The organism is Methanosarcina sp. WH1 (assembly GCF_000970005.1).
In the GTDB taxonomy this organism is placed as follows: domain Archaea; phylum Halobacteriota; class Methanosarcinia; order Methanosarcinales; family Methanosarcinaceae; genus Methanosarcina.
On sequence record NZ_CP009504.1, the window covers coordinates 3190303 to 3213687 of the forward strand.

Consider the following 23385-nt stretch of genomic DNA (forward strand, 5'->3'; position numbering starts at 1 on the left):
TATCCCGGGAACTGTGCAACCCCGGGAGATATCCAGCAGGATAGAAAAAGGACAAATGCATAAAACCGAAAGGTGAAACAGGGAGGAATAAGATGATTCAAGCTAATGCAATAGCTAGAAAACCGGAGATCATGTGGGATCTCAATATAAGCAAAGACGGGAAATCCTACGAGGAAAATTTCATGCTCTTGTTTCCCAGATACGTAAGTGCCATAAATGAAGAAGAGTGAAAATATAAGAGTGTAAGTTTTTACTTTTAAAAAGAGCTCAAAAGAACAGAACCAGTTTTCAAAATCAAATATAAATATTGCTCGAGGGAGATTCTCTCGGGCAAACCTCCATTATCCTGCAATAATTAGAAATGGGATTACCCATGAAAACCTGAGAAATTTAACTTTTTTTACAGGGAAATCGAACCAGCATTTAGAGCCTATCCGAAAAGTAGAATAACTATATTTTAGGGTAATGTTGATTAGTGGTAACACGAAAAAACGGACATGACTACGAGATTTCTGATGAATTCTGGACTAAAATCAAACCATTATTACCTTTCCCTAAACCCAAAAAGAAGCCTGGACGACCTCGAAAAGATGATAAGAGAATACTGAGTGGTATTTTTTATCTTCTTCGTACTGGTTGCCAATGGAAGGCGTTGCCACGCTTTTATGGAGCTCCAAGCACTGTCCATGATCGGTTTCAGGAATGGCAAAGATCAGGGTTATTTGAGAATATGTGGAAAGCTGGTCTAGTGGAGTATGATAATCAAAACGGATTAGAGTGGGAGTGGCAAGCAATTGACGGTGCTATGACAAAAGCTCCACTAGGTGGAGCTGGGACCGGAGCTAATCCAACTGATCGTGGCAAAAAAGGTACAAAAAGGAGTCTGTTAACAGATGGTAAAGGTATACCACTATCGGTTACTGTTGATGGAGCAAATCGTCACGATAAAAAGCTTGTAAAAGAGACTTTAGATGCCATTATTTTTGAAAGACCGTCTCAAGATGATGTTATTCAGAATATATGTATGGATAAAGGATATGATTTTCCTGATATCAGAGAATTAGTTAAAGAATATGGTTATACTGCCCATATCAAAAGCCGTGGAGAGGAAAACATAAGAATAGAGATACCAGGTTTTAGGGCAAGAAGATGGGTTGTGGAAAGGACACATTCTTGGATAAACAGATTCAGAAGAATGCTTATTAGATGGGAAAAGAAAATTGAGAATTACTTTGCGATGCTTCATTTCGCATGCGCATGGATAACATTCAGAGCAGCGGGACTTTTCGGATAGGTTCTTAGTCCGGAATAACTCAGTCCTTTTTTCTGTCCGGAAAATTAATCTTTTTTAGTTCAGAATAACCTGCCCTCTCTGATTCAGAATGATTCAACCTTCCTATAAATCAGGAAAACTTCCACAATTCAGAATGAATTAACTTCCTGATTCGTTTTCTTCCCACTGGATAAAATAGACAGTTATATAAAAAGTAGGAGTATAAAACAGTACTAATGCAGGTTGAAAGGGGAGTTAACAGGAAGGAAGTGTATGAGATGAAGAAGGAAGCTACAGGTAGTGAAAAAGTAGATAACGTCATGGAAAAAGAGATCCTTAACAGGCAGCAGCCTCACTGGGAAAAAGTATTTTCAAACACTTGCTCGAGGTTTGGGGACGAGGCAAGTTATCCGGCCCGAAAAACTGCAGCCATTTTAGAAAAGGAAGGGAAAACGAAAATTCTGGAACTTGGAGGGGGCCAGGGGAGAGATACCTGTTTCTTTGCCAGCAGAGGTTTTTCAGTCCATTCTCTTGACTATACTGAAAGCGGGCCAAAAATGATAAAAGAAAAAGCCGAAGAAGCAGGATTAGGGAAATATGTTACAGCCCTCAGGCACGATGTAAGAAATTCTCTTCCCTTTGAAGCCGGGACATTCGATGCGTGCTATTCCCATATGCTTTACTGCATGGCCCTTACAACAGATGAACTGGAGTTCCTCTGCAGTGAGATCAAAAGGGTGCTCAAACCAGGCGGAATAAATATCTATACAGCCAGGCACACCGGAGATGCCCATTACGGGACAGGAAAGCACCGGGGAGAGGACATGTACGAAATTACAGGCGGCTTTATAGTGCATTTTTTCAGCAGAGAAAAAGTTAAGCACCTTGCAAAAGGATACGAGAGCTTCGAGCTGGAAACATTTGAAGAAGGCGGGCTCCCAAGAAAACTGTATATGGTAACAATGCAAAAATAAGGAAAAATATATTGCGGCTGCACTTAGCGGGGTTACCGACATCGTCAGAAGAGAAGGATATTTCAGAAGATAATGCTATATTAATTGATAACACCTGATACAGCACTGAATACCAAAAAACCGGGAGCTCCGCGTTCATGGCCGAGTATGTCCATGGTTATTCCGAAAGAGAAGCCCTTCGCCTTTCAGAACAGGCAGAAACGCTTGAAAAATTCCTCCATTATGATACGATCTATTTGCCTGGAGCAAAGGTGCTGGAAGCCGGCTGCGGGATCAACAGGAAAAGAGAAAGTAGAAAACCCAGAGAGCAGAAGAACTTAGAGAGAACGGATCTGCCTGGAATTCTGTTTGTAATATGCAAAAAGTTCTTCTCCCCATTTTAGAGCTCCGGGTTCAAAGCTTACAAGATAGTTGCGGTCAATTCTGTTATTTTTATCAAGCAGAGAAAGCGCAAAGATTTTATCGGTTACTACAAGCATCATTGGTTGTTTCTCCTCATCCGACACAAAAAAATGTGAGTTTTCGCAGGTCAAAAAGAACTGAACTTCCTTTTTGTATTCCGAAAGGTCCAGCTTGAGAACGGAGCTGTCACTGAAAGATGTGGCTGCCTGGGGGAAGCACTCATTCCGGATACTCTCGAAAACCGATTCCGTAAGGATAATTGTAACATCAATCTCTTTTTCTAGAAATTCCAGACAGAGCAGATGGTAAGCGGGATGGATTGCCGAAGTAAATACCATAATGCGGGAAGAACCCAGCATACATTTTACGATATCTTCCTGGACTTTAAATATATGAGAGAGATCAGGTTTCAGGACCTTGCACTGCCCCAACTCCCCGATTCTTATGAGAAGATGGAAAGGAATTGGACTCAAATCATGTTCGGACCAGAAAGCTCTGTTGTCGTCATATATCTTCAGGGTGTTTAGCAAAAACTGTACATTTGTGACTATCACTACCCCCATTTCAGAGAGGGAATACACTCCATCCGTATATATGACCAGATCCAGATCAACCAGCTTTTTGATCTGGGGAATCATTGATTTCCAGGGGAAGTCAAATGCATTTTTAATCTCATCACTGCTTTTAGGACCCTCCTCTTTTAACAGCATAAGAAGGTTCTTTCTTTTTTCAGAAAGGAAAATTGCGTCAAGCAACGAAGAACTGGTACCAGAAACTTGGCTCATGGGTCAATCTCACTTAGAATATATAATAACAAAAAGTTATGAGTTCACTGGAAAATCCTCACGAAATTCAGGATAACTCCCCTACTATTCAAAACTCATAACAAAATGGATAAGTTCCAATAGGAGTTGTAAGATCCAATGCCATTGGAATATTCTAATCGTAAAGTAAAAATCTTCATCGTTTTGGCTATATATGAATAGGAATTATATAAACTAGACAGATAGATAATACTATTCTATTGTCGTTTCGATTGGGTGAATATTAAGATGTGGTAGATACGCTGTGGTTATCTCCAGGAGCTGTCGAGTAGCAATAATATCCCTCAAGATGGAAACACTGTTGATGAAAACGCCTTACATCAATGTGTTTTTAGAAGCTCGGAGATATAACCAACAGCTACTAACCAACAGCTACTACAATTCTGATTTTTAAGAGAGCTGGATAACCAGTCATCGGAATTTCGCCATGTAAGATATGAGGCTCCGGAAATAAAACAGTAAAAGCCGAAAAAATTAGAAATCATTTTTCCAAATATCTTCACATTGCCAGCATTCCGTACAATTTGAAGCCTGGTCTTCAAGGCCACTGTACCGAACCTTTTTCACTTCTGCAGAATCAACCTGGAAACACTGATCTGCGCCGTGAACTACCCCACCCTGCTTTCTGATAGAAAGTGTTCTTTATCACACTCGATATTCAGCACTTCAACATCAAATGTTTCACTTATGCTATGGATTTTTGTTTTGAGAAAATCAACAACTAAAGGATTCGTTAGAGCTTTTCTTCTATATTTCATGCATTGAACGAAACGATAATGGAGTGAATATACAGAATAGCTTCTATGACCCAGTTTATACTTCATAGTTATAACTATATTGATATAACTATAAGTAAAAATAATTATGTTACTGTTGTTTTGTAGAAGTTGACGGCTTTCCTCCCCCACCTGTCGCTTACGCTCCGAGGAAGGGGACTTCCCGCTTTAGAGTTAAAACCGAAAATTACCACTTTCTTACTAGTGTCTTGACAGCTTGTTTATGCAACACTTTAGATATAAAAGCAATAACTAAAGAGATACCGCTATATAAATTGCGTTTCAGATTCAATTTGTCATGACACTAGCCGGGGTATTCGACTGAAAATAAAATATATTAGACATCGTTGGTTTTTAAGTTAAACCGCATAAGTCCATCCTCGTTTATTCTCCATTTTACTTTGCATCAATTGTCCGGGAACCGAATTTAATTTTCAAACCTATTCCTGTCAGATAGCAAATGTAGACATAACTGAGCACGAAGACCCTAAATGTGGAATAAATAATTACATAAGGTATCAATATCAGCAATAGCTTCTTATCGTGTCCAAATAACCAACCCGTCAATATAATATACAGTAGTACAGGGATTATGACATATAGTAGTCCACGCAAAGCGACATACGTCACATCATTGTATTGTAACATGAAATATGGGATCAATAAGATCATGAGAATTGAGCAAACACTAATTATGTAGCTCAGGTAATTATATATCATCCACGAATTTCCTACTGACCATTGCCTGTGTATTTTCCACACCTGAAGATATCCAAACCACCATCTCGTTCTTTGCTTATACCAGGCACCTAGCGTTTCTGGCGCATTCGTGTAAACTTTTGCTTGTAGATTTTGAACGACTTTCATAGATTTTTGAAGGACATTGACTGTGAAATCAGCATCCTCAACTATTGTATCATCACTGAACCTCACAACATCACATACGCTGCGCCTTACTGCAGTACTCGGGCCCGGGCACACAAGAATATTACCACCCAACCCCTGGAGATATCGCATGATTTCTTGCTCAAGCTGATATTCGATCATCTGGCAATATATCATTATTCTTCTCATCACACCACTTTTTTCAGGATTATTTATGAGCACAGTTCCAGTTACCATCTGAGCGTCACTGTCATCCATAAGCGTTTTTACCAGGCAGCTAATAGTATCCTTTACCATATTGGAATCAGAATCAGTGAAGACTAAAATATCGCCTTTTGCTTCTTCAATACCCCTATTAAGAGCATTGGCCTTTCCCCCGTTCTTCTTAAGATCTATGAATTTCACTGGATATGTCGAAATGATTTTGGCAGTTCCGTCACTTGAGCCATCATTGATTACGATTATTTCCATCGGGCCGCCATAATCCTGACAAAGGAGAGCTTCAATACATCTACCTATCGATTTTTCCTCATTATATGCCGGAACTAGTACCGAAACAAGATTAGGATATCTAGCATTTATTTCAGTCTGCGGATCATTTTTGTATTTTCTCTTATTCCAACTGGATAGTAGCCTCCAAACAACAAAGAAGGATAGTGGTAGCAGCGCAATTATGATGAAGAACAAGAAATAGAATTTCATTATGTCGTTCACCTTGATGTTATACACTACCGGGTCATCGTTATCATACACACCTGAAGGAATTATTGCGAATACAACCTTGCTTACTGATTTATATTGAGTAAACTTTGCTGCATCATTAATTACTTCTTTTGGAGTAGCCTGATTAATATCATCCATTCTTACTGTGATATCTGTCTCATTCGTCGATATCAAATAACTAATTAAGAACTGTTCAGTATACTTATTCCAGTCCTGCGCGTGTAACACAATAACTATAGGTTTATTTTGTCTTATTTCTGCAGAAGCTGCCTGGAATATAGGGTCATCAAAACTTGTCATATTTCTCCAGAGCCATGTATATTCGTATATTGGCTCTCCAATTGTTCCAATGGCAATACCTTCTTTTTTTATTGCTTCCACCACTTCTGGATTATCTGGAACTCCAAATATCTCATAAGGGGATACAAACAGTTCTGATTTTAGTCCAGCTTGTTTAAAAACAGCTTCACTTTTTTTTATATCTACTATTGCTTGGTCAGGTGACATCTCTGAATAGTTTTCGTGCTCCCAACCATGAATTGCCATAGTGACACCGCTAGCTTGCGCAGTTTGCAGTGCTTGTAGAAGCTCAGGTTCATCCAGAATAGTTTTATGAGTAAACAAGTTACTCATGTTGCCCGTTGACGTATAAATAAATGTACCCACAGAAACAGTAATCAATATAGCAAAAAAAAGTGAAATAACTGGTATGTATTTATTCTTTATAAATCGGCACACTGTCTTTTGACCGTATTTACCTTTATGTGTGACGTTTAAATCGGATTTAAGTTTAATACTTTTAGTTGTATCTACGTTTTCTATCTCGTTTTTTAGAACCATTCAAACACACCTGAAAACGATTTATTAGTACCTTCACAGCACCCATATTTTCTATATCCAGCAGTCTTAAATTGGAATTTTGAACACATATAGGGATAATTATTCATATAAATGGATAAAAATTGGACAAATATCGTTTTACATAATTATTTTTGCAAAGATATAATAACTAATTAAATATATTAGACAATAAATATTCCAATAGGATATTTATAAATATAAAAGTTTTCAGATCCACATTTAAAGATTTAAAAAAAAACAGATAGAGTTAATTAGTAAATTGCAAAAATTGTATAGATAATTAGTAGAAATCCAAAAGTTATCAAAAATTGATCTTATTTAGTTGTTTTTTGATACTGCACCTGAAAATTCCCCAATGAGTTTTTGATTTTGACACGTTTTGACTATAATTAGTCAATTATGTATTACATTTCCCCATTTTGAAAGGTTCAAATTTCCCCAAATTATGATGTAAATTTATTCAATTTTTTATGAATTCACTCAAAATTACTGGAACAGATTTTCTATTTTTATTTCCTGTTTTTCCTTTAATACTATCTGCAACTTTATTTAGAATGATAATCGTCATACAATAGTGAGGAATTGTTAAAGAGGAAAATAGATAGTATTTGTATGCGAATTTTAAGAACAATGAAGAATAAAAATAGAAATATTTTAAGATAAATAAATAAATTTAAAAATTAACTTATACACATACAGACAAAAAATATTTATATATTAATGTACAATTTAGAGACGTGTACATATATAAAATTTTCATGGATTTTTGAGATATAAATCAATATAATTCTATAATCCATTATAATTTTTAATCTTGGTTTGAAAGTAAATATTCGTTATTGTATTGGATTATACGAAACATGCATTGATAATTACTGATTTTTTAGAGAAGTTAAAGGTATAAAAACACCCTTAAGAAAACTAAATAAATTTTAACTTTTTGCAGGAGAAAAAATGTGAAAAATATCTATTATGATAAAAAAATAGAAAGACAGTGAGATAGAGGGGGGTAAACTGGAGTATATTATTATGACCAAAAGAGATTAAATTTAACCCCCTGTTGACATTAGAAATATAACCAGTGAGTTTGAGTTAGGAAAAAAGTATACACTTTTTCAGATTTGATCAATGGATTCTCCCGATCAACTAAACATCGAATAAAACAATTTGGGGAAAAATAACATGAGAACAGATAAATATTTAAGATGGTTCCTTGCTCTGTTTGTTGTAGTGGTTTCGACTATGCCCTCAGGAGCTACTGAGTACCCATCAAACGGTGAGCTTAACTGGAATGGTCTTACATGGGATGTAAGATCTGGAGGCGGGGCACCCGGGCCGAACACCTGGGATGCAAATGGTGTTTATATTGATGATCAAAACAGGCTGCATTTAACAATTGAAAAAAATGCAGGTGTATGGAAATGTTCAGAGGTTGACAGTCGCAACAAATACGGATATGGAACATTTACATGGACTGTGGACTCTCCTGTATTTTCATATGACAAAAATAGTGTTGTGGGACTTTTTACATATTTAGACGACTTACAGGAATTAGATGTGGAGATCTCCAGATGGGGTGTAGCCTCCGGGAATAACCTCTGGTACTCTGTGCAACCCTACAGCTTGAGCGGTAATAATCAGGGTTCGTTGGAGAGCTATACTGGTACAACTATCCATACAATTGACTGGCAACCATCCTCAATCAAATTTAAGTCCACAACTGAAAGCGGGAAGGTACTCTCTGAATTTACATATACTGGAAAAATCCCTTCAAATCCTCAATATGCGATTATGAATCTCTGGTTAACTGAAGGGTTAGCTCCATCCGATGGAAAGAACATTGATCTTATAATTAGTGACTTTTCCTATGTGGCATATCAGCAAGGATCTACATCAGAAAGCGTAGATGATACCAGTGATTCCAGCGATTCCAGTGATTCCAGTGATTCTAAAGTCACTAGATCCAGGTCGAAACATTCAGGAAGAAGACATAGAAGATGATTCATTGAACAGGGTTAAGGATTTATTTTCCTTCACCCCTCCCTCTTTTCTGAATCCAACTCCTCATTTGTATTCGAAACGTTCATCTTTGTGGTTATTCATAGAGCTGAATAAAAAAAGAACACTTCTTTTTATCTAACTGTAGAAATCAGGTGACATTAGACGGCATTGAGAAGTTACTTATGGTTAATATCCTGTAAGAAATATTAAGTAAATCAAAGTTAAATTAGTTAGATACGCTGATCCTGAATTCAGCACAAATACATATATACACATCTAAATGTTGAATTGAAACTTTTTGATGAGAAATCTGCAAAATCAACCTTATTCAGGCCAGGTTTCTAACGTTATTTGTGATATACCCTATTGACAATAAAATTGCAGTACATTGTCAACACTTCGGACCCACCGCGAAATAACATAGACACCTTTTTAGACTATACTCGTCCATTTTCACAAGTAAGCCACCCGAGTAACTTTCAAAATAATTATGCGTTATCTAGGTAATTTCGTAAAGAGTCCTTAGAGAAAAAGGCTTGATGAATTGAAAAACCAGCATTGACGTCGCAAAAGTCTGGAATGAGGGAACTGAGAATTATGGGAAAAACGAATATGCAGACAATTAAATATTTAATATGTTTATTTACTTTGTTGGTTGTGTTGATTACAGTTTTTCAGTCAGAAACGAATACATACCCATCAAATGGAGCAATTAACTGGAAAGGGCAAGATTGGTATTTGATGGGTGGAAGATCAGATCCAGGTGATAACTACTGGAATAAGACAGGTGCATGGATAGATAACCAAAATAAACTGCATTTAACAGTTGTAAAGGACAAAGGTATATGGAAATGTACAACTTTAATGAGTCAAGACACATATCTTTATGGCACGTTTACCTGGAAAGTCGCCTCGCCTGTCTATACATTTGACAAAAACAGTGTTGTGGGACTATTCACATATTTAAGTGATTCCCAAGAATTAGATATTGAAACTACAAAATGGGGTAAAACCGAAGGAAATCAACTTTGGTATTCTGTACAACCTGCTAAAACTGAAGGGAACACTCAAGGATATCAGGTTCCATTGAGCATTACAGGCACAGACACAATTTATAGAATTGAATGGAAACCCACGTATGTAAGATTCACATCCATGAAGGAAAACGGAGAAATTATAGCAAACTTAAATTACACAAATGTTTCTGGAATCCCGCAGCAGCCCGAGAAAGTTATGATGAATTTATGGTTGTTGGCTCCTCCATCAGATGGAAAAAATATTGAGCTTATTATCAGCGACTTCACAATTAATAACGATTAAATTCAGAAAAGTATTTGTTTCCGACCCAGGATCAACTTTTTGAGTCAAATTTAATCTACCCCAAAGATAAAGTAAAAGGTTGTGGGGGTAAATGATTGAAAAACAAAAGCATCCAACCCTCTCCCTCTATTTTAAAAAAACTGGTGTATGTGCTCATATTTACAGAGATGATTAATGCCTTACCCCCGCGATTGACTCTACTTACCCGGAAGATCATCTTTTTTCACATATAAAAGACCCAGATGGCCTTTTAGCTTACATTCCGCAGTATTTTTATGGGAATCAACAGGTTTCTTGAAAACATTTTTAAAATGAGGGGATCCGTGCCTATACAGCCCCATTTCACGATATTGTAGTAAGGATATAACAGATAATGACTATGCAAACCGGCAAAGCCTATATGTGAGAGAAGAAAGCGCACAAAAGTGAAGAAGAGATGGCATATTGAGGAGAAGGAGAGTTACCTGAAAATCTAAGAGTGATAAAACGGAAAATGATAGAAGAAGGCTAAAATCTTAAAAAACTGGATTATCATAGATATTATATAAAAAGAAATTAAATTTAAAATGGGAATTAAAGGAAAAGAGATGGAACATAAGGGTACCTAAATTAAAAAGGGAAAATATGCATTGATAGGGGAAAGACATTTAAAAAAAACAGGGAAGAAGCGTAATAGGGAAGAAACGTAATAGGGAAGAAGCGTAATAGGGAAGAAACGTAATAGGGAAGAAACGTAATAGGAAAGAAACGTAATAGGGAAGAAACGTAATAGGGAAGAAACGTAATAGGGAGAGGCGTAATAGGGAAGAGGTGTAACTTTGACCGGATATATCTCTTTTCGAATGAATCAAAATACTTGGATCAAAAAGTTTCCAGAGAGGGGGATCCGTGTCAATTACAGATAAGTTTAGTCTCGACAATGATGAAGGATCGGAAGGGTAATTTCCGGCCTTACGGATAGGAAAGACCATGAACCGAATCTGAATATTAAAGGACCTGGTAGTCCAGAAACAAAACTGAATTTTAAAGGATGAGAAAAACATACTGAGTGGGAACTCCCACTCCGAATACGTATTATGAAGGTGTACTGTTGAACCTCGGAGCCTTAAGAAAAGGCATTGCAGTCATCTTACTGTTCGCGATAGCATCAATTCTTATCTATACTCACCGAACAGAAATAATACTTCTTTTGGAGGAAAGCTGGAAGTTGCTCCGGCAAATCCAAATTCGTTATTTCGTTCTGGCGTTTTTAGTCTACCTGCTAAGCGTGTACTTCTTTGCGATTCGCTGGCAAAAGGTGCTCTCTTCCCTAGGATATAATCTAAAAGCAACAGATCTTTTTCCCATTCTCTTTGGAGCGATATTTGTAAATAACTTCACCCCGGCAAGCAGGTTTGGGGGGGAACCCCTCCGAATAATCTGGGTCAACCGACGCTTTGGAGTAAGATATACTCATGCCCTTATAACGATCCTCTTCGAAAGGATGGTTGAAGCAATTCCGATTACCCTGCTATTTCTCTACGCGCTTTATTTTTTTCCCCCCGCCCAGAACATTTTTCAGCTTCATAAAGGTGTTCTATCGTGGAGTACGGCCCTTTTCCTGTTCATAGTCCTCTTTGTAGCAGGGACAGGAACCTGGTTACTCCGAAAAAGACTTGAACCTCATCTGAACAGACTTTATCAAAATTGGGAACAACTCCACAAATCTTTTGTTCCTGCACTCCTGCTTTCATGTGGAGTCTGGGCTCTTGATATTGTGCGCCTTGGACTGATTGCTTCAGCCCTGAGCCTCTCTATCCCCCTGCACGTTATAGCAACTGTATCAATCCTGCACCTGCTGCTCGGATCCCTCCCCATTACACCTGGCGGGCTTGGAATTGTTGATGGGGGGCTGATCTACCTGCTCCTGTATTTCGGGCTACCGCTTGTATCTGCTAGCAGCTTCGTGTTTCTTGAGCGTTTCATATCCTATGGGCTCAGCAGCGCGATCGGATTTCTGTATCTGTTTTGTTACGGAGGGTTTACGGTATGGAAAAACACAAAATCGCACTGATCAGCGACTGGTATTTTCCAAAAGTAGGGGGAATAGAGTACTCCATTCATGCCCTTGCAAAAACCCTGAACCAGAAGGGTCATGAAGTACATGTTATTACCAGAAGCTACCCTGATATCCCCAAATACAGCATAAGGGATGGAGTCTCAGTAATCAGAGTCAAGAGCCGCCCCTTTCCAGGACAGCAGCGGTTCCTGATGCCAGGTGCGTATAAAGAGCTCTATCAGCTCCTTAAAGAAGGAAATTATGACATTGTCAACTCTCACGGGCTGGACTCCCCACTCAGTATGGTGGCTCTTATTGCATCCCGAAAACTGGAAGTCCCTTCGGTGGTTACCAACCATTCCCTGGTAGGGCATACGCCGCTTCGTCTTTTTTTGTATCTTGCAGGAAAGATACTTGTAGGAAATGCCGATGCCGTAATTGCTGTCAGTTCGGCAGTTGAAAAGGATACAAAACTAATGACAAAAAAGCCTGTTTACAGGATCTTCAACGGCATGGAATCTGAGAGAAGCAGCCAGAAAGTCCCCCTCCCCTTTGACAGGAAAGGAAAACTTATAATTATTACAGTTGCCCGCATGACAAAGAAGAAAGGTGTCCAGAATCTCGTTGGCATTGCTCCTTCCCTCCTTAAAAAACATGAAAACCTGATATTCCTAATGATAGGCGACGGCGCCCTTCGAAAAAGCCTGGAAAAAAAGGTGGAAAAATCCGGTTTATCTGAAAATTTCTGCTTTACAGGAGAAGTGCCCCGAAAGACAGTACTGGAATATATGGAACAGGCAGATATCTTTGCCCTTCCTTCCAGTGATGAGGCATTTGGGATTTCGATTCTGGAAGCAATCTCAAAAAATGTCCCTGTTGTGGCAATGAACCATAGTGGAGTCTCAGACATTATCAAGAACGGAGTTAACGGTTACCTTGCAAACGACCTTCCGGAATTTGAATCCTGCGTTCAGGATCTGATAGAAAAACCGGCTTTAAGAGCCGAATTTGCCCGAAAGGCCAGTGAAGGGCTTTCAAATTACGATTGGAACAAAATCTATGAACAGACCGACCTGGTATATAGAGGGGTCATTTATGAAAAACATCACAATAACCATTGATGTAGAAGAAGACTGCCCACCCATGCTTACAAGTACAAGGGGAATGGAAGAGGGAATGCCAAAACTGCTGCAACTCTTCAAAAAAGAAGAGATAAAGGCAACCTTCTTCGTGACAGGAATGATGGCAGAGCAGTATCCTGATCTTATCCGCCAGATCCCGGTAGATGGGCATGAACTGGGCTGCCACGGCTATACACACACCCGTTTTGACCGCATGGGAAGGGAAGAGGCAAAAATTGACCTGAAGCGGGCGGGAAATGTGCTCAGGCAATTTGAAAAGCGGATGGTCTCCTTCAGGGCTCCGAACCTTCAGTTCCCGGAAAGCTATCTTGAACTCCTGGAAGAAGAGGGATTTATGTATGACTCCTCTTTTGCAGCTTACAAGCCCCCCTTTTCCCAAAAAACGAGGATAAACGGCAAAATAACCAGGATTCCGGTAACAGTTACCTCCTCTTTTCTGAGATTATCCCCGGATATTTTCCTCCCACCACTCAGGCGCATAACAGCTCCTGTGATTTTTGTCCATCCCTGGGAATTTGTAGACATGTCCAAAATGCCTGTACGTCTGGACTGCAAGTTCAATACCGGAAAAAAAGCCCTTGAAAACCTTAAAGTTTTGATCCATGCCTTTAAAGCTGAAAACTGCCTTTTTTTAACTCTGGAAGAAAGAGCATCCCTCGAAAAATCATGAACAGGGATTGGGAAAGTGGTTTCAAAATATTTTGAACTAACCCTTAAATAATAAAATTACCTTAGTAGATATATTGATTAACAGCGTGAACCTGCAGGTGTGCGGGTAAAAAAGGAGCCATGGAAATGAGAATGCTGGAAGAATTTTTCCCTGAATTCACCCGGAAGCTGGACGAGATCGACCAGCTCTATGCCGAAAAAAGGATGATTGACGAAAAGACATACCAGTTCATCTGCTTTGCCCTCTCGATCAAAGCCAGATCCAAACCCTGTGTCCTGAAGCACTTCAAAGGTGCCCTTGAAGCAGGAGCAACAGTTAAAGAACTCTCATATATCTTTGCCCTGGTCATGAGGGAAGCCGCGGGTGCAGATGACTGCTGGACTCATGATGTAATTGGGGATTGGAAAGAGATCCTGAAAGGCAACATTTCCTGCAGCTGCGAAAAATAAAAGCTTAACTCTTTTTTACTATTTTTCCTTTTTTCATGCATTCTACAAAAGTAGTTCAAAACTCCTCTTAAAAATCCGTCAACCTGAGCTGCTTTGGGCTTGAAGATTTTATTTTTAAAGGTTTCATGTAGTCGGCTGAGAGATTGTATTTCTGCATGAGATTCCTGAGTAGCCCGTAAAGTTCAGCTTTATAAGCTCTGTCAGCCCCCCCTTTTGCATACAACCTGCAGTAAGGATCAAGAAGTTCGGGGAAATTGCAGGCAAGGAAATTGAAAAAGTGTTTTCTGGTCTCACCCCTGAGGTAAAGAAGACCCGGAAGAGCATAATCAACTTCACATTCGGCTGTGAGGGAAAGAACTTGTTCCAGATTTTCAGGATTGTCCGTAAGAAAAGGAAGAATTGGCATCATATGAAGCCCGGTAGTAGCAGCAGTGTCTTTGAAAGCCCGCATGACTGAGAATCGTTTTTCAGGAGGAGAAGCGACGGGTTCCAGCAGAGAACCTAGCTTTTCATCCATGGTTGTAACTGTAACCGCAATATTTACCTGCGTCAGATCAGCAAGTTCTGAAAGAAGGTCAATATCCCTCAGGATAAGATCCGATTTTGTGGATAAGGTAATAGGGTTTTTGTATTTGATCATAAACGCCAGAACATCACGCATCAAGCCATATTTTTCCTCAGCCGGCTGGTAGCTGTCACATACCCCGCCTATGTTGATTACCTCTTTTTTCCAGGAAGGGGCTCCAAGCTGTTTTTCGAGGGCTTCTGCAATGTTTGTCTTTACATAGATTTTTCGGAAAAAATCAGAGTCTTTTTTCCCTTTACAGGAAATTTTCTCTTCTTTTTCCAGATAGCTGTGAGAGTACATTGCATAACAGTAATTGCAGCCGTGTTCACATCCTCTATAGATATTAAGGTCCCATTGGAAAGGCAGTGAGAATCTACTTGTTTTCTTTATTTTATTGAGGGCTTTTTTAGCCTGAATTTCTTCAAACATCCTGGATAAGATAAGGTTGAAAGCTATAAGAAACTTGATAAAAACAAGCTCGTTTTCTATTATGATTGTTAGAAAAAAATAAAAAAAGCGATTTTCTTGTTGATTTTGCTCATATCAATACCTACAGAAGGAATTGAGACAATCCAAGCTCAAATGTCCAGTTTTTACTGCAGAAATTTAATGATCCATGTATCGTTATTTCTGCATTGATAATTAGTACAGTGTTTTTAGCCATCAATATAAAAAACACATATTCGATTTAGCATGTGTTCGCTCCAAAAAGCAGGTTCGATTCAAAAAAACACTTAGTTTCTTACAACTTGATAAATACCCATTTTCTAGTATTTTAAGGGCAAAATTTGTAAGTTAAGATAATAAATCAGTTAAAAATTAGGGGATTATTTTCAAATATTTAAGGGAGTGAGTGTATCAATCCAAATACAAAAACTCATTTTTCGCAGCCCCCCGTCCTGAGGGGATACATGTACGGGGCACAGGAAGCCCACGAGGCTCGGAATTCAAACAGGCTTTTAGCCATAAGGCTTGAAACGAATACATCATGCAATCTCCGCTGCCGCTACTGTTATGCACAGAGCGGGGAGGATTCCGTAAAAATAGCTGACTTCAATGTCCTCAAACGCATAATATCCGAGGCAAAAGAACTTGGGATCAGGTCTGTGGTTGTGATCGGGGGAGGAGAGCCGACTCTTTACCCTAACTTTAGAGAATTGATTGCCTGCATTGATTCCCTTGGAATCATCCCGATGCTGTTTACGAACACTGTTTTGATGACAGAGGAACTTGCAGGCTTCCTGTACGAACACAACGCCTCTGTTATGGGAAAACTTGATTCCCTCAGGCCAGAGGTCCAGGACTATCTGGCAGGAAGAGAAGGAGCTTTCGATGATATAAAAATCGGGCTTGAAAATCTTATAAAAGCAGGTTTTTCAAAACCTTCGGAGCCGGGAAAACTCCGCCTTGGAATCTCTTTTGTGAGCAATAAAATGAATCTTGAAGAGATTGAGGTGATCTGGCATTTCTGCCGGCAGAACAACATTTTTCCCAATATGGAGATCCTTACGCCGACGGGCAGGGCAAATGACGAACTTGAAGATAAGCTGCTTACAACCGATGAGATAAAAGAATACAAATTAAAACTCCTGGAAATAGACAGAAAATATTACAGGTACGACTGGCTGCCCTATACCCCAATCACTGCAAGCGGCTGCCTTCAGCACCTTTACAGCCTGTACATCAATATCGAAGGAAATGTCAGGCCCTGTGCACCTACAAAACTGGACGAACATCCTGCACTGAGGGTTAACGGAGAATATCCCTATAACATAAACAGGATGAGCCTGAGGGAGATCTACGATTCCGACCTTTTCTCATATGTTAGGAATATTGACAAAGTGCTCGAAGGCAGGTGCGGGAACTGCGAACACACAGAAGAATGCATAGGCTGCCGCGGATATGCCTACAGCGTCGGAATAAATAACGGAGCCGATCCGCTTGAAGCCCTGAAGATGGAATGTAAGCAATGCTTCAAAGAAAGATAAAACAATAAAAAAACAAAATTCAGGCAAGAAATTAGAAAAGTTGTTCATGTACGGAGCTGATATAATATAGATTATGAAATGATTCTGGGAGAAGTGAGAAGTTGAACGGAACAGATAAAGAGAGATTGGAACAGGCTCCGGAAAAAGAAGAAAAGATCATAAAGATCAGCAAGAAAAGTCCCGAAGAGAGGCTGTATGAGAGCCTGAAGAAATACGAACTACCTGATTATCTCCTGTATACAGGTGCGGGAGGAGCAAAAAACTGGCTGAAGCTGGACGGGTCCGGAACATTTCCTGTTGCCCGCCAGCTCAAAAAAATGCTTGAGGAGAATGTTGCTTCAATAGTCAGATTTATTCCTGCGTGCATGAGCCTTGTGAGTGTGGGAGTAGGGGATGGGGAAAAAGAAAGAATTCTTCTCGAAGAGCTGATTAAGAAAAACCGGGCTGAAAAACCAGCCTCGGAAAAAATATCAATACGTTACTATCCTGCAGATATAAACAGCCAGCTTGTAGATATCGCCCTTAAAAAAGTAAAGGACCTGCCTGTAGAAAAGAAAGGGATAGTCGGCTTTATTGAGGACATGCCACTCCTTAAAAAACACTGGCATCTTCCGGTTCTGTTCTGCATTCTGGGAAATACCTTTTGCAATTATGAACCTGAATTCATTCTTCAGCTCGTCCATGAAAATCTTGAGCAGGGAGACCTGTTCTTCTTTGATGCCAATCTTCTCTCTGCACAGGGCTCAGGGGAAGAGGCACAGTCTGCAAGGAAATCCATCCTAGGCACATATACATCAAGAGAAAATGCGCTCTTCAATATGTATCCCCTGCTTCAGTACGGAATGGCTCCTAAGGACTTCGACTTTGAACTTTTGCTTGCACATGTGGACTCCAGAATAGGGGCACTGTACAGGACCCGGAAGAGCCTGAATATCCTGAAGGACTCTGAGGTCAAGATCGGGGAAGAGACCATAGGCTTTAAGGAAGGGGACATCATCCGCATGGGCTTTACCTACAAATATACATATGACCAGATTCTCGCTTTTCTGGACATCTGCGGATTTGAGGTTCTCAAGGCTTTCCTGAGTGAAGACAGGACAAATACGATGATCCTTGCAAAAAAAGCATTTCAGAATGGCAATAATTGAGAATTACAATAAATTAAGGAGGGTTCTGGACATGGGTTGCCAGATAGAAAAATTGAGTGGGGAGAAAAAAACCGGATCGAATATTGCTTACGGCTGTGATGAACTGGGAAAGCTGAGAAGTGTACTTGTGCATACTCCGGGAGATGAACTCACCCTAGTCAACGAATCGAATTATAAACACTGGCTTTACGATAAGGTTCCTGATATCACCGGATATATTGAAGAACACAAACGTTACCAGGAAATTCTGGAATCAAACGGCATCAAAGTCTATGAACTTGCAGACAATGTGGAAGAGAACAGAGATATGATAAAGAAGATGCCAAATATTACGTTTCTGCATGATACTGCAGTCATCTCCAGAAAAGGTGCACTCCTTTCAAAAATGCGCCCGCCTGCAAGGGAAAATGAAGAGGTTGTCGTGAAGGAAGCTCTGAAAAACCTGGGAATTCCCATACTCAACGAATTCAATGGGGGAGAAGGTTTTTTTGAAGGCTGCCTTCTGCTATCAAAAGAAACGATTTTTGTTGCTGACACGGAAAGGCATACCTATCCCTTTATTCGGGAATTTATTTCGAATATCCTGAGCGAGTTTGATGAAGTCATCTACGTCCGCACTCCGAAAGCCAGGCGCTACATGCATCCAGATACGGTTTTCAATCGAATAAGAGAAGACCTTGCCCTTGCTTACCTTCCAGCCTTTGAAGAGACCTGCCTGTTCACGGAAGACTCCAGAGAAAGAATAGATTTTAAAAAGTTCATGCAGGAGAAAGACATGAATATCATCCCTGTTTCGGACTCAGAGCAAAGCCGCCTGGCCTGTTCTTTTGTCCCCCTTGAAAGCGGGACCATCTTCCACTATGACGTTGCACTTGACCAGGAAACAGGGAAAAGACTTGCAAGAGAAGGTGTTGAGATTATTCCTTTCCATCCGGAAGCCCTGCTTGCAGGAGGAGGGAGCCTGCGCTGCCATACCCTGAGGCTCTGCAGAAGAAAAAAATAAAAATATGGTTGAAAAAAGAGGGAAAGCCATGGAAAAAGCCGTGGAAAAAGCCGTAGACGGATTTCACGAAATTTAATAGAAGAAATCAAGAATTATCGAAACCGCATAGATTACCAGAGTTCCATGGTAAACAGGCAGTATCTTCATTCCGGCACCCGGACTTTTTTCATACCACAGGTAAAGGTTTGCTCCTGCAAGGGGTACAAAGCCTGCAAGAAAGCCATAGTGAGCAATAGTCCCGAGCTCCTTAAGGAAGAAAATAGCTGTAAAGAAATGCAGGAGCGTAAAGCCCGTAACCCAGCACATAGCCCCCTTTACACCATAAAGGACAGCAATTGAATTCATGCCTCTTGCCCGGTCGTTTTCCAGGTCTATAAAGTCGTTCAACCCCAGGTGAGCCATCGTCCAGGGATAGACAAAAACCATATAGAGCAGCATGGTCATATCCGGCTGCCCGTAGCAGAGATACCCTGCTGCAGGAAACAGGGTGATATCTGTTCTTCCCAGAAGCTGCGCAATCGGGTATTTCTGGTCTCTTTTTTTAATCTGGTAAAAAACTTCTATGCTGTAAGAATACAGCATTATTGCAAAGACATAGAGAGAATTGGGATATGGAAGGGTGAAGATAAGGGCAGAAGTAATCCCTGCAAGCAGGATAAACAGCCAGAAGGCATTTTTTGAAGAAATCGTCCCTGAGGGAATGGGCCTCTCTTTAAAAGGCCTCCAGTATTTGGTAAGGGTATTCTCGACATCAAACCTGTCTTTATGTCTGTCCACATAATCGTTGAGCACGAAGCCAGCTTCGAACCCCAGCAAGCCTATCAGAGCAGCTTTAATAATTAGAATCCAGGAAAAGCCGCCGTAATTCCCAAAAGCAAGCACAAGTCCGGAGCAGAAAATAAGGGGCCAGGCGGGGAGAAAGTGGGCACGGATGAGGTCGAGGTAGGCTTTCAGGGTTTCTTTCATTTTTTTGGCCTCAGCAACAATATATTTAAGTCTTTTGGCAGCCCAACGTCAAGCTAGCCAACACTTATTGAACGTCGAAATGTTAATAAATTGTAAAATGTAGATTTCGAACTAATTTTAAGTCAGTTTGACGAGTAAAGAGGTGCAGTAGTTCAATAGTATTCTTTTCTTTTTAAACCTTGCATAAATCTTAATAGAAGCTGTGAGCTACCCCGCCCTGCTTTCTGATGAAAGCGAGGACGGAACTTCCTTCGAGTGATTACGTCACCTGGATATTTGCAGTGATGCAAGTATCCATCTGTAATCCTGTTTGTCGAAGATTATCTGAAAAACTCTGATAGCCTGTCCACAAAACATTCTGTGATAAGGACCGCTTCATGATGTTGATAGCACTATTTCTATCTCTATCAATAACGTTTCCACAATCACATTTCATAGTTCTTTCCCAAAGAGGCAGGTCGTGTCTTTTCTTTAGTTGGATTGATCTTTATCTTCTTCGTCAGATGCATATTTGCCCTGGTTATCCACATATTGCTTCAGTATATCTAAGGTTACTTGTCCTTCTAAGGTTACTTGTCCTTCTAAGGTTACTTGTCCTTCTAAGGTTACTTGTCCTTCTAAGATTACTTGTCCTTCTAAGATTACTTGTCCTTCAAAGTTCAGTTCTTATTTAGTACTAAAAGCAGAATAGATTAGTATATTGGAAAGATGAGGTTTGGAAAGATGAGGTGTGACCCCAACGACTCATAAGAATAGTACCCTTGTCGATAGATCGGTTAATTTAACAAAAGCTTCGTAGAACTCTTCAGAATTAAACTCATATAATTTTTGAAAAAAGAGAAAATAATCCTTTAAAGGACATCTCACGAGCATCTAGTTAAACTTGACATTTATGCAGATTTTTAAACCTGGCACATAATTCATATAGTCAGTGAAGAGGGAGGCAAAGCCGAGTGAGATACTCACTGTATGTCAATTTCTATGAATTTTGTGCCCGAACCTGAGGTGATAAAGCTTCAATGCCGATTTTTTGCAAAAAAGCATTATTTTACGGTATCTTTTAGTTTAGGAGAATATGATATTGAAAAATTTAATCGGAGAATAAATAATTGAAAAAATAGAGAAAAAGAAAGGAAGGAGGAAAATTGATGAAGGTTGAACCCCCAACTCCCTATTCAGAGAGTTGAAGAGATAAATAACTCTCTGAATAGCATGCTCTAGGAAGAACGGTCGGCAAATCAAGTAAAATTGATTTACCAATGAGTAATACAACATTATAATAGATAAGTATTTCGAATTCATTCGAATTACTCATTACAACCCACAATATAACAAAACAAGTAAAACTGATAAATATAGATATTTAAAAACCGCAAGCTTGATATTTTTAAATAATAACGCACCACACGACTCACTACACGACTCACTAATACAAGCTATAGATCTTCGTTTCCCATAAAACCTTATTTTTGCAGGGCCACCAGACAGCCTGGCGAAAGAGTTGAGATTTTACTTAAATTGAAAAAAGATTTTGGGCTTAAGTAAAATATTCTCTCAACCAGGGGGCATTTCCACTATATGATCTCCGTTTATCTCTCTAATTACGGCACTGGCTTTTAATTTGGGATTTGCCTGGCTGGCAGGTTGGCAAAATTTCATTACAGAATCTTACTCAAAAATGACTTTGTCCTCTCGTTTTGGGCATTATGGAAGATTTCTTCAGGTGTACCTTTTTCTACTATGATACCGTCGTCCATAAAGAGGACACGGTCTCCGACTTCTCTGGCAAAGCCCATCTCGTGGGTTACGACAACCATTGTCATGCCTTCTTTTGCCAGGTCTTTCATGACATTTAAGACTTCTCCGACCATTTCGGGATCAAGCGCGGAGGTGGGTTCATCAAAGAGCATTGCCTTAGGGCGCATGGCAAGGGCTCGTGCGATTGCAACCCTCTGCTGCTGACCTCCGGAAAGGGAACTGGGATAAACATTTGCCTTGTCTTCAAGCCCTACTTTTTTCAGGAGGGCATAGGCGCGGTCGTAAGCTTCTTTTTCAGGAAGACCGCGGACCTTTATAGGGGCAATGGCTACGTTTTTAAGGGCGGTCATGTGGGGAAAAAGGTTAAAACGCTGGAAGACCATTCCGACTTCCTCGCGGATCTTGTTGATATTCACGTTGGGGTCAGTGACCTTCTCCCCTTCAATCCAGATATCTCCCGAGGTGGGAGTTTCAAGAAGATTCAGGCAGCGGAGGAAGGTACTTTTTCCGGAACCTGAGGGACCTATCACGCAAACCACTTCGCTCTCTTCAACTTTCTCGGTTATTCCTTTAAGGACTTTCAGGCTTCCGAAACTTTTGTGGAGGTTATTCACTTCTATCACTTACGCCAAGCCTCCTCTCAATGTAATTAAGCACGTGGGAAATTCCCATGGTCAGGGCCAAGTACACAAGGGCAACTGAAATGTATGTCGGGAAAGTAGCAAAGGTCTTTGAGACATAAAGCATCCCGTTCTTTGCAAGCTCATGCACGCTGATGATTGCAAGCAGAGACGAATCTTTCAAAAGGGCTATAAACTCGTTTCCGAGGGGAGGGATTATCAGCTTTACAGCCTGCGGCATAATGACTTCCCTCATGGCCTGCCTTTCGGTCATACCCAGGGAACGGGCGGCTTCCATCTGACCTCTGTCAACGGATTTGATGCCTGCACGCACAATCTCCGCATTGTAAGCTCCGCTATTGATACTGCACACCGCGATACCCGCGATAATCGGGTCGATCATGAAAGGATCTCCTGTAATCCCGATGATAAGGCCAGGTATACCATAGTAAAAAAGCAGGATCTGTACGAAAAGAGGGGTGCCCCGGATAAAATCAACATATATTGTACTCGGAATTTTGAAAACCGATCTTTTAGAGAGTTTTCCGAAAGCTGCAATTGTCCCCAGGATTAACCCGAAAAATATCGCAAAGGTAGTGACCTCTATGGTGATTACCGCACCCCGCAACAAACTCGGAAATACATTAATAGCGTGTTCAAGGTAGGACGCTAAAAGAGACAAACTATAACCTCAGTTATTTATAATATATAAAACGGATTACTTTTTGTGAATAATTAGTCTGTTTGTAATGTGTAGCTCCTCTTTGAGCTCGAATTAAATACACCCACCCGATCCAACCAGATGGGGATTTCTCTTCAGCAAATATCTCTGCAAATGGGCTGCAGTAATGCCTTTAGAGCGTGGGATTTTAAAGCAACATCCAGTGCAAATACACGTTTTACAGAAATATATAATTGAAAACACTTTTCCATTATATAAAACCAATCATTTGTAACAAAGATATCGGTGGACATATTTTGTAAATGAAGGGCAAG

At 40.0% G+C, this 23385-nt stretch carries 21 protein-coding genes; 13 read left to right on the forward strand and 8 right to left on the reverse strand.

What is annotated here, in order from left to right:
* Positions 1 to 92 precede the first annotated feature (92 nt).
* From MSWH1_RS19720 to MSWH1_RS20320, 4 genes are all read left to right on the forward strand, one after another.
* The gene (locus MSWH1_RS19720) at positions 93 to 230 is read left to right on the forward strand and encodes a hypothetical protein (protein WP_197073936.1); all 138 of its coding nucleotides are present in this window, start codon (positions 93 to 95) and stop codon (positions 228 to 230) included.
* Between the two features lie 245 nt (positions 231 to 475).
* Positions 476 to 1294, forward strand: a complete 819-nt coding sequence (locus tag MSWH1_RS14000; RefSeq protein WP_048127483.1) for an IS5 family transposase — start codon at positions 476 to 478, stop codon at positions 1292 to 1294.
* A 215-nt stretch (positions 1295 to 1509) separates the two neighbouring features.
* On the forward strand, positions 1510 to 2247 hold the full coding sequence (locus tag MSWH1_RS14005; RefSeq protein WP_082088161.1) for a class I SAM-dependent methyltransferase: 738 nt from the start codon (positions 1510 to 1512) through the stop codon (positions 2245 to 2247).
* Positions 2248 to 2384: 137 nt separating this feature from the next.
* The gene (locus MSWH1_RS20320; RefSeq protein ID WP_048129506.1) at positions 2385 to 2630 is read left to right on the forward strand and encodes a hypothetical protein; all 246 of its coding nucleotides are present in this window, start codon (positions 2385 to 2387) and stop codon (positions 2628 to 2630) included.
* Here the strand turns inward: MSWH1_RS20320 and MSWH1_RS14015 are convergent.
* The 3 genes from MSWH1_RS14015 to MSWH1_RS14025 all read right to left on the reverse strand — a co-directional run bounded on the left by MSWH1_RS14015 (position 2565) and on the right by MSWH1_RS14025 (position 6697).
* A complete protein-coding gene (locus tag MSWH1_RS14015; RefSeq protein WP_048129508.1) occupies positions 2565 to 3434 on the reverse strand; it encodes a winged helix-turn-helix domain-containing protein in 870 nt (289 codons plus the stop codon). The genes MSWH1_RS20320 and MSWH1_RS14015 overlap by 66 nt on opposite strands.
* A 647-nt stretch (positions 3435 to 4081) precedes the next feature.
* Complete coding sequence (locus tag MSWH1_RS19345; RefSeq protein ID WP_255350526.1) at positions 4082 to 4297, reverse strand: transposase; 216 nt, start codon at positions 4295 to 4297, stop codon at positions 4082 to 4084.
* A 348-nt stretch (positions 4298 to 4645) separates the two neighbouring features.
* The gene (locus MSWH1_RS14025; RefSeq protein WP_052723186.1) at positions 4646 to 6697 is read right to left on the reverse strand and encodes a glycosyltransferase; all 2052 of its coding nucleotides are present in this window, start codon (positions 6695 to 6697) and stop codon (positions 4646 to 4648) included.
* Between the two features lie 1203 nt (positions 6698 to 7900).
* On the opposite strand from MSWH1_RS14025, the gene MSWH1_RS14030 reads away from it, so the two are divergent.
* From MSWH1_RS14030 to MSWH1_RS14055, 6 genes are all read left to right on the forward strand, one after another.
* Entirely contained in the window at positions 7901 to 8719 is an 819-nt protein-coding gene (locus tag MSWH1_RS14030; RefSeq protein ID WP_048129510.1) for a glycoside hydrolase family 16 protein, read from the forward strand.
* Positions 8720 to 9331: 612 nt separating this feature from the next.
* On the forward strand, positions 9332 to 10039 hold the full coding sequence (locus MSWH1_RS14035; protein WP_156148199.1) for a glycoside hydrolase family 16 protein: 708 nt from the start codon (positions 9332 to 9334) through the stop codon (positions 10037 to 10039).
* Between the two features lie 1048 nt (positions 10040 to 11087).
* Positions 11088 to 12092 carry a YbhN family protein gene (locus MSWH1_RS14040; RefSeq protein ID WP_231585441.1) on the forward strand — a complete coding sequence of 335 codons (1005 nt, stop codon included), beginning with the start codon at positions 11088 to 11090 and terminating at the stop codon, positions 12090 to 12092.
* Positions 12068 to 13198: a glycosyltransferase family 4 protein gene (locus tag MSWH1_RS14045; RefSeq protein ID WP_048129516.1), complete on the forward strand. Its 1131-nt coding sequence runs from the start codon at positions 12068 to 12070 to the stop codon at positions 13196 to 13198. The genes MSWH1_RS14040 and MSWH1_RS14045 overlap by 25 nt, the downstream gene beginning before the upstream one ends.
* Entirely contained in the window at positions 13173 to 13889 is a 717-nt protein-coding gene (locus MSWH1_RS14050) for a polysaccharide deacetylase family protein (protein WP_048129518.1), read from the forward strand. Before MSWH1_RS14045 ends, MSWH1_RS14050 begins: the two co-directional genes overlap by 26 nt.
* Positions 13890 to 14014: 125 nt before the next feature.
* On the forward strand, positions 14015 to 14338 hold the full coding sequence (locus MSWH1_RS14055) for a carboxymuconolactone decarboxylase family protein (protein WP_048129520.1): 324 nt from the start codon (positions 14015 to 14017) through the stop codon (positions 14336 to 14338).
* A 67-nt stretch (positions 14339 to 14405) separates the two neighbouring features.
* On the opposite strand, the gene MSWH1_RS14060 is transcribed toward MSWH1_RS14055, so the two are convergent.
* Entirely contained in the window at positions 14406 to 15335 is a 930-nt protein-coding gene (locus MSWH1_RS14060; protein WP_048129522.1) for a radical SAM protein, read from the reverse strand.
* Positions 15336 to 15817: 482 nt separating this feature from the next.
* Here MSWH1_RS14060 and MSWH1_RS14065 point away from each other — a divergent pair, with 482 nt between their 5' ends.
* The 3 genes from MSWH1_RS14065 to MSWH1_RS14075 all read left to right on the forward strand — a co-directional run bounded on the left by MSWH1_RS14065 (position 15818) and on the right by MSWH1_RS14075 (position 19045).
* Positions 15818 to 16894 (forward strand): radical SAM protein, encoded by a 1077-nt coding sequence (locus tag MSWH1_RS14065; RefSeq protein WP_231591799.1) that lies wholly within the window; start codon positions 15818 to 15820, stop codon positions 16892 to 16894.
* Between the two features lie 101 nt (positions 16895 to 16995).
* The gene (locus MSWH1_RS14070) at positions 16996 to 18042 is read left to right on the forward strand and encodes an L-histidine N(alpha)-methyltransferase (RefSeq protein ID WP_048129524.1); all 1047 of its coding nucleotides are present in this window, start codon (positions 16996 to 16998) and stop codon (positions 18040 to 18042) included.
* On the forward strand, positions 18029 to 19045 hold the full coding sequence (locus MSWH1_RS14075; protein ID WP_082088162.1) for a dimethylarginine dimethylaminohydrolase family protein: 1017 nt from the start codon (positions 18029 to 18031) through the stop codon (positions 19043 to 19045). Before MSWH1_RS14070 ends, MSWH1_RS14075 begins: the two co-directional genes overlap by 14 nt.
* 72 nt (positions 19046 to 19117) lie before the next feature.
* On the opposite strand, the gene MSWH1_RS14080 is transcribed toward MSWH1_RS14075, so the two are convergent.
* From MSWH1_RS14080 to MSWH1_RS14090, 4 genes are all read right to left on the reverse strand, one after another.
* Positions 19118 to 20011 (reverse strand): prenyltransferase, encoded by an 894-nt coding sequence (locus MSWH1_RS14080; protein WP_048129528.1) that lies wholly within the window; start codon positions 20009 to 20011, stop codon positions 19118 to 19120.
* Positions 20012 to 20270: 259 nt separating this feature from the next.
* Positions 20271 to 20492, reverse strand: a complete 222-nt coding sequence (locus MSWH1_RS18530; RefSeq protein WP_369798608.1) for a zinc ribbon domain-containing protein — start codon at positions 20490 to 20492, stop codon at positions 20271 to 20273.
* 1177 nt (positions 20493 to 21669) lie between these two features.
* A complete protein-coding gene (locus tag MSWH1_RS14085) occupies positions 21670 to 22392 on the reverse strand; it encodes an amino acid ABC transporter ATP-binding protein (RefSeq protein ID WP_048129530.1) in 723 nt (240 codons plus the stop codon).
* On the reverse strand, positions 22376 to 23071 hold the full coding sequence (locus MSWH1_RS14090; RefSeq protein WP_231585438.1) for an amino acid ABC transporter permease: 696 nt from the start codon (positions 23069 to 23071) through the stop codon (positions 22376 to 22378). The genes MSWH1_RS14085 and MSWH1_RS14090 overlap by 17 nt, the downstream gene beginning before the upstream one ends.
* Positions 23072 to 23385 lie beyond the last annotated feature (314 nt).

What these genes read in the sequence shown, in the direction of transcription:
- MSWH1_RS20320 (WP_048129506.1), top strand. Translation starts at nt 2,385, where the DNA reads ATGGCCGAGTATGTCCATGGTTATTCCGAAAGAGAAGCCCTTCGCCTT.
- MSWH1_RS14080 (WP_048129528.1), bottom strand. Translation starts at nt 20,011, where the DNA reads ATGAAAGAAACCCTGAAAGCCTACCTCGACCTCATCCGTGCCCACTTT.
- MSWH1_RS14035 (WP_156148199.1), top strand. Translation starts at nt 9,332, where the DNA reads ATGCAGACAATTAAATATTTAATATGTTTATTTACTTTGTTGGTTGTG.
- MSWH1_RS14025 (WP_052723186.1), bottom strand. Translation starts at nt 6,697, where the DNA reads ATGGTTCTAAAAAACGAGATAGAAAACGTAGATACAACTAAAAGTATT.
- MSWH1_RS14015 (WP_048129508.1), bottom strand. Translation starts at nt 3,434, where the DNA reads ATGAGCCAAGTTTCTGGTACCAGTTCTTCGTTGCTTGACGCAATTTTC.
- MSWH1_RS14050 (WP_048129518.1), top strand. Translation starts at nt 13,173, where the DNA reads ATGAAAAACATCACAATAACCATTGATGTAGAAGAAGACTGCCCACCC.
- MSWH1_RS14075 (WP_082088162.1), top strand. Translation starts at nt 18,029, where the DNA reads ATGGCAATAATTGAGAATTACAATAAATTAAGGAGGGTTCTGGACATG.
- MSWH1_RS14065 (WP_231591799.1), top strand. Translation starts at nt 15,818, where the DNA reads ATGTACGGGGCACAGGAAGCCCACGAGGCTCGGAATTCAAACAGGCTT.
- MSWH1_RS19720 (WP_197073936.1), top strand. Translation starts at nt 93, where the DNA reads ATGATTCAAGCTAATGCAATAGCTAGAAAACCGGAGATCATGTGGGAT.
- MSWH1_RS14060 (WP_048129522.1), bottom strand. Translation starts at nt 15,335, where the DNA reads ATGTTTGAAGAAATTCAGGCTAAAAAAGCCCTCAATAAAATAAAGAAA.
- MSWH1_RS19345 (WP_255350526.1), bottom strand. Translation starts at nt 4,297, where the DNA reads ATGAAGTATAAACTGGGTCATAGAAGCTATTCTGTATATTCACTCCAT.
- MSWH1_RS14055 (WP_048129520.1), top strand. Translation starts at nt 14,015, where the DNA reads ATGAGAATGCTGGAAGAATTTTTCCCTGAATTCACCCGGAAGCTGGAC.
- MSWH1_RS14045 (WP_048129516.1), top strand. Translation starts at nt 12,068, where the DNA reads ATGGAAAAACACAAAATCGCACTGATCAGCGACTGGTATTTTCCAAAA.
- MSWH1_RS14030 (WP_048129510.1), top strand. Translation starts at nt 7,901, where the DNA reads ATGAGAACAGATAAATATTTAAGATGGTTCCTTGCTCTGTTTGTTGTA.
- MSWH1_RS14005 (WP_082088161.1), top strand. Translation starts at nt 1,510, where the DNA reads ATGCAGGTTGAAAGGGGAGTTAACAGGAAGGAAGTGTATGAGATGAAG.